At 34.0% G+C, this 6500-nt stretch carries 6 protein-coding genes and 2 tRNA genes; 5 read left to right on the top strand and 3 right to left on the bottom strand.

All coding sequences use genetic code 11. From position 1 onward, the window contains the following. The first annotated feature begins 112 nt into the window (after positions 1 to 112). The 3 genes from ACGH47_RS10470 (at position 113) to ACGH47_RS10460 (ending at position 747) form a co-directional block, all read left to right on the top strand. Positions 113 to 189, top strand: a tRNA-Asp gene (locus ACGH47_RS10470). An 8-nt stretch (positions 190 to 197) separates the two neighbouring features. Then, positions 198 to 273, top strand: a tRNA-Trp gene (locus tag ACGH47_RS10465). 135 nt (positions 274 to 408) lie between these two features. Beyond that, positions 409 to 747, top strand: a complete 339-nt coding sequence (locus ACGH47_RS10460; RefSeq protein WP_065557810.1) for a DUF413 domain-containing protein — start codon at positions 409 to 411, stop codon at positions 745 to 747. Positions 748 to 752: 5 nt separating this feature from the next. Here the strand turns inward: ACGH47_RS10460 and ACGH47_RS10455 are convergent, their stop codons facing one another. The 3 genes from ACGH47_RS10455 to znuC form a co-directional block, all read right to left on the bottom strand. Beyond that, the gene (locus ACGH47_RS10455; RefSeq protein ID WP_267351443.1) at positions 753 to 2276 is read right to left on the bottom strand and encodes a YifB family Mg chelatase-like AAA ATPase; all 1524 of its coding nucleotides are present in this window, start codon (positions 2274 to 2276) and stop codon (positions 753 to 755) included. A 122-nt stretch (positions 2277 to 2398) separates the two neighbouring features. After that, on the bottom strand, positions 2399 to 3196 hold the full coding sequence (gene znuB / locus ACGH47_RS10450; protein WP_267351445.1) for a zinc ABC transporter permease subunit ZnuB: 798 nt from the start codon (positions 3194 to 3196) through the stop codon (positions 2399 to 2401). A gap of 1 nt (position 3197) precedes the next feature. Further along, the gene (znuC, locus tag ACGH47_RS10445; protein WP_267360448.1) at positions 3198 to 3971 is read right to left on the bottom strand and encodes a zinc ABC transporter ATP-binding protein ZnuC; all 774 of its coding nucleotides are present in this window, start codon (positions 3969 to 3971) and stop codon (positions 3198 to 3200) included. A 92-nt stretch (positions 3972 to 4063) separates the two neighbouring features. Here znuC and znuA point away from each other — a divergent pair, with 92 nt between their 5' ends. Together znuA and mepM are read left to right on the top strand one after the other, a co-directional pair. Beyond that, positions 4064 to 5014, top strand: coding sequence for a zinc ABC transporter substrate-binding protein ZnuA (gene znuA / locus ACGH47_RS10440; protein WP_267351448.1), 951 nt, complete (start codon positions 4064 to 4066; stop codon positions 5012 to 5014). Between the two features lie 31 nt (positions 5015 to 5045). Further along, positions 5046 to 6407: a murein DD-endopeptidase MepM gene (gene mepM, locus ACGH47_RS10435; RefSeq protein WP_411590605.1), complete on the top strand. Its 1362-nt coding sequence runs from the start codon at positions 5046 to 5048 to the stop codon at positions 6405 to 6407. Positions 6408 to 6500: the final 93 nt, after the last annotated feature.

Here is a 6500-nt window from a genome sequence, read left to right as displayed (position 1 = left end):
AGAAGTGAAACGCCGTAGTGCCGATGGTAGTGTGGGTATTACCCATGTGAGAGTAGGGTGCCGCCAGACTTTTAAATTTTAAGTTATACTATGTAATCATACCAAATACGGTGGAGCGGTAGTTCAGTTGGTTAGAATACCTGCCTGTCACGCAGGGGGTCGCGGGTTCGAGCCCCGTCCGTTCCGCCACCTTATTTAGGGGCGTAGTTCAATTGGTAGAGCACCGGTCTCCAAAACCGGGTGTTGGGAGTTCGAGACTCTCCGCCCCTGCCACAAAAAATCATGAATTTGTCTTAATTTTAGTCGTTTGATTATTTTTATCTATATAAATAAAAAAAATTTATTTACAGATTTACTTAGTTAATTATAATTTCCGCCCAACTACTTTTACAATCCAGAGGAAAAAAAATGGCTGAAAGTTTTGTAAGTCAACAACGTTTTTTTGATAATAAAAATTATCCACGAGGATTTTCTCGTCATGGCGATTTTACTATTAAAGAAGCACAAATTTTAGAAAAGCATGGTTGTGCATTTAAAGATCTTGATGCAGAAACAAAAAAACCGACAACAGCAGAAGAAAAATCATTTGTTGCAGTTTGTAAAGGTAAAAAAGAGCCTGCAACCGATTTTGAAAAAGTTTGGCTTAAATACCTTTCTCGTATTAATAAACCAAAACGTTTTCATACATTATCGGGTGGAAAACCGCAAATTGATGTAAACGATGATTTTGTCGATAATGATGACTGATTCTGTTAACCAATATTTTTGTGTAATTGAATTAACAGTCTATCCATAGAACGATAACTTAAAGCTTCTGAAATATGTTTTCGTTCTATGTTCTTTGAACCTTCTAAATCCGCAATTGTCCTAGATACTTTCAATATTCGATGCCAAGCTCTAGCTGAAAGTCCTAACTTGATTAAGGCTTGTTCTAAATATTCATTATTATCGTCAGATAATTGGCAATAGTGTTCAATTTCACTTGCTTCTAATTGACTATTTAATTTTTTATTCCTATCAAATTGTGTATTTCTTGCCTGTAAAACTCTTTGCTTAATAGATACTGTTGATTCAGCAGATGCTTTTTTCTGACTTAGTGAACCTTTTGGTAAAAGTGGTACTTCTATAGAGATATCAAATCTATCAAGAAATGGACCAGAAAGTCGGTTCAAATAACGAATGACTTGTTGAGGCGTCGTTCTATTGTGTGTTCCTTGATAATGACCGGTAGGACTTGGATTCATAGCAGCAATAAGTTGGAATTTAGCTGGAAAGCGTATTTTAGCATTTGCTCTTGAAATAATAATTTCACCAGACTCAATGGGTTCTCTTAACGCATCTAAAACTTTACGATTAAATTCAGGTAATTCATCTAAAAATAATACGCCATTATGTGCCAGTGAAATTTCCCCCGGTTTTGGAATTGTTCCTCCACCAACTAGTGCTGCAGTTGACGCGCTATGATGTGGCGATCTAAAAGGTCGTTTACGCCAATTTTTAATTGAACCATTTAGACTGACTAAACTAGTGATAGCTGCACTCTCAAGAGCTTCATCATCGGTTAATGGCGGCAATAAAGAAGTTAACCGAGTGGCTAACATAGTTTTGCCTGTTCCAGGTGGTCCAATAAGCAATAAATTATGTCCACCTGCGGCTGCAATTTCTAAAGCTCTTTTAGCATGTTCTTGGCCTATGACATCTTGTAAATTAACTGTTTCACTTTCTACATCATCATTTAGACGGTAATTTACTTTAGATAAACTCACTTCATGATTGAGATGTTGACACAATTCAAATAAATTATTGGTGATTAATGCATTGCTATGATGAATTAAAGAAATTTCAGACTGATTTTCTGTTGAAATAATTAATGTGCGATGACTTTTTTGTGATGAAATCGCAGCAGGGATAGCACCTTTCACAGCGCGAATATTTCCAGATAGCGCCAGTTCACCTAAAAATTCATATTGCGATAAATCCTGAGCAGGAATTTGCTCCGTTGCCGCTAAAATTGCAATGGCAATCGGCAGATCGAAACGACTTCCTTCTTTAGGAAGATCAGCAGGTGATAGATTTACAGTTATTTTCTTGGCAGGAAACGTAAAACCACTGTTAATAATAGCGCTACGTACCCGATCTTTGGATTCTTTGACTGTTGCTTCAGGCAAACCAACTAATACAAAGCCTGGTAGTCCATTGCTAATATGGACTTCAACATTTATTAATGGTGCTTGTATACCAATAGATGCTCGTGTGTATATAATTGCAAGTGACATAAAAATAATCATTAATGGTTAAAATGATTTATTATGTTACTTTGTTAAAATGAGAGAAGTGGCTTAATATTGATTTATTGTGATGTAGTGTCCAATTAACATTGCCATTTTTCTTTGAATAGTTAATTTTTATCAGTAAAAAACTTCGATACAAATAAACACACAAAAAATAAGCCAGCATTACTTAAAACTACTGATGGACTTGTCGGTGTGTCATAGAGAAATGAAAATAATAAACCACTTAATACCGATATCATTCCAATAATAATTGAAAGTATAGCCATTACTTCAGGTGTTTTGGAAAAGTATCTAGCTGTAGCTGCAGGGATAATAAGTAAAGAGGTGATAATCAGTGCTCCCACGAATTTCATTGCAATACCAATAGTAAAGGCTAATAGGAGTGTTAGAATTAATTTTGTTAATCGAATATTAATACCTTGAATGAAAGCTAATTCTTCATTAACGGTAATAAAAAGAAAATCATTCCAGCGCCAAATCAATAATAAACCGATAAATATTACACCAATTACGATTTGAGAGATATCAGTGTAAGTTATCGATAACAGATCACCAAATAAGTAACCCATTAAATCAATCCGTATGTTTCCCATTAGACTGATTACAACTAAACCTAAAGATAACGCACTATGAGCAAGAATACCCAGTAATGTATCAATAGGAAGTTGTTTCTGGGATTCTAGCCAAAGTAATCCTAATGCTAAAATCAGTGTCACAAGAATTACTGCATAAAATAGATTAATATTTAATAAAAAACCAAAAGCAATACCGAGTAGAGCTGCATGAGATAAAGTATCACCAAAATAAGACATTCTACGCCAAACAACAAACGTTCCTAATGGACCGGTAATGGTTGTTAAGCTTAATCCAGCTAACAAAGAAGGTAATAACAATTCAATCATTTTAATGATCCCTTTCTATATGCATTAATTTATCATGTTGATGATCAGCCGATGTTCTACATAAGTCATGTTGGTGATTGTGATGATGTTTATACACAGCGATTTGTGATGCGCCATGTTGACCAAATAGTGAAACAAATTCAGGGTCATTTGACACAGTAGCAGGTGTGCCCGAACAACATATATGATGATTCAGACAGATGACTTCATCCGTTTTAGCCATGACTAAATGGAGATCATGCGAGACCATTAATACCCCACAATTAAATTGTTTTTTTGCATTAGCAATTAAATCATATAAAAGAATTTGTCCATTAACATCTACGCCTTGTGTCGGTTCATCAAGAATAAGTAATTGAGGCTGTTTTGCTAAAGCTTGAGCAAGTAAAACACGCTGTAATTCTCCACCCGACAATTGATGCATTGATTTATCGACTAAGTATTCTGCTTTAACAAGTGAAAGCGTTTTTAAAATATCGTCATTTTTTAATTGTTTATTTAACCGCATAAAACGCTTTACAGTAATAGGGAGAGTTGGATTTAAATTTATCGATTGCGGAACATAACCAATTGTTAAATTCGGTAAACGACAAATCTGTCCCGAAGAGTGGGGTAGTAATCCTAATATGACTTTAACCAGCGTTGATTTACCTGCACCATTAGGCCCAAGTAATGTAATAATCTGATTTAGCTTAATAGCTAATGAAATATTATCTAATATTTTTTGATGATTGATTTCAACGGAGACATTTTCAAGTGAAATTAATTGAGTCATGTAACGGGTAGCCCTTGCTCACCTAAATGTTATGTTATATTATAACAATATTAAATTTTATTCTATCATAAATTATAGCATTGGATAATAACGTGAAAAATCATATCGTGAAGACTTTTAAACTGTTTATACAGTATTTAATAATCTTAACCCCAATATTAATAATACAAAGCGCAAGTAATTATGCTAATGCTACGGTTATATCGTCGGTTAAACCAATAGGTTTTATTACTCAAGCTATTACATCAGGCATCACTGATGCAGAAATTCTTTTACCGGACGGTGCTTCTCCTCATACTTATTCATTAAAACCTTCTGATTTAAAGAATATTAAGTCAGCGGAATTAGTTATTTGGGTTGGTGAAGATATGGAAACCTTTATGCCAACCTTATTGAAAAATATCGATAAACAAAAGCAAATTGAATTAATGGAAATTCCTGCAATTAAGACTTTGCTTCGAACTAATCACGATGATCATTCTCATGAAGAAATAAATCATCATCAATCAGACCATGATCATCATGGTGAATATGATGAACATATTTGGCTTTCGCCTGAAATAGCGAAAATTATTGCGCAATCCATTCATGATAAACTTATCACCCTTTATCCAGATAAAAAAATAAAAATTGACGAAAATCTAAACGAATTCACTATAAAATTATCTGAAACAGAACAAAACATTGCAAAAAAATTAATAAACGTCCAAAATAGAGGGTATTTTGTATTTCATGATGCCTATGGGTATTTTGAATCACAGTTTAGATTAAAAAATCTAGGTAGTTTTACTATAAATCCAGCAGTTCAACCGGGCGCTCAAAAAGTTTATGCTATTCAACAAAAGTTAAAAGAACACCAAGCAGTATGTGTTTTTATAGAGCCTCAGTTTAGCCCAGCAGTTATTGAAAAATTGGTTAATGGAACAAATGTCAGAATTGGAGAATTGAATCCTTTGGGGACAGATATAATGCCTTCAAAAGATGCGTATTTTCAATTTTTAATGAAATTAACTCAACAATTGTTGGATTGTTTAGATAAATAATCAGATAGATAATAAATAGTTAAGGTTTATTTTGGCTCGAAAGATTGAAAATCGTCATATTGAAAAAAGCAAAGTGAAATTTCCCTATTTTTCAATATTAGGCGTTCTTCTTGTTGTTATCTTTTTTACGATATTATGGCGACCATTGAATTTGGATCGCACGGTTTATATACCGTTGAATCCTCAAGTTGAAACAACCGTGAATAATACTTCTGTGCCTGTAAGTATTGGAGATGGTCAGGTTGAGTTAGTCGACGGTAATTCAAATTCTACTGTGATAGAATCCTCTGATGAACCGGAAGATGAAATTGTCAAAGATGACTTAGATAAAATCATTGATGAAAAAGACAATACTGTACAATATACCATTGTTCGGGGCGATACCTTACATGATATTTTATTACGCTATAACGTAAATCGAAATGATGTTTATGAATTAACGTCCAAATTTAAACAGCTTGCTAATTTAAGAATTGGTCAACAGTTGATGTGGACAACAGACGATGACCATAATTTACAAAACTTGAACTGGACTATCTCAAGCAACAATATCCGAATGTATGAAAAATCGGGTAATGACTTTGTTGAGAATTCAGAAACGGTCGAAGGAATTTTACAAGAAGTTGTTATTAAAGGTGAAATAAAATCTAATTTTATTGCTGATGCCCGTAAAAGTGGTTTAACTAGCACTGAAATCGGTATTATTACTCGTGCTTTACAATGGCGATTAGATTTTAAACGCTTACAAATTGGCGACAAATTTTCGGTTATTCTGTCTCGTGAGATGCATGGCGACCGTTTATCGAATAGCCAATTGTTAGCGGTTCGCTTCAAAAATGGCTCAAAAGACTATTATGCTGTTCTCGCCGATGACGGTAAATATTATGATATTAATGGAGATAGCTTATCCCAAAGTTTTTTCCGTTATCCATTAGCAAAAAAAGCGCGTGTTTCTTCTCAATTTAATCCTCGTCGTTTACACCCTGTGACAGGAAAAATAGCGCCTCATAATGGTGTTGATTTTGCGGTATCTCGTGGAACACCTGTCTTATCGGTGGGGAATGGTGAAGTTGTGATCGCTAAATATAGTGGATCAGCTGGTAATTATATCGCTATAAGGCATGGGCGTCAGTATATGACGACTTATATGCATTTAGATAAGATTCTAGTTAAACCAGGACAACAGGTTAAACAAGGTGAACAAATAGGATTGTCAGGCAATACTGGACGTTCAACAGGGCCACATTTACATTTCGAATTACATATCAATAATAAACCTGTGAATCCATTAACAGCTAATTTACCTATAGATGAAGGTTTAACAGGTAAATCTAAAAACGCTTTTGTTGCGAAAGTGAAAAGTATTAAACCACGACTAGAATTTAATAATTAATTTTGTAGATACACCATTTTAAGCTAAATATGTGCTAAATAAACAAGGCAGATATATCTTTGAAAAATTGTGTTATGATAACGAAATATATTT

The sequence above is a fragment of the Gilliamella sp. CG16 genome (genome assembly GCF_046635785.1).
In the GTDB taxonomy this organism is placed as follows: Bacteria; Pseudomonadota; Gammaproteobacteria; order Enterobacterales; family Orbaceae; genus Gilliamella; species Gilliamella apicola_I.
The sequence above is the reverse complement of the archived record's forward strand: the minus strand, read 5'-3'. Positions and strand labels throughout refer to the sequence as shown.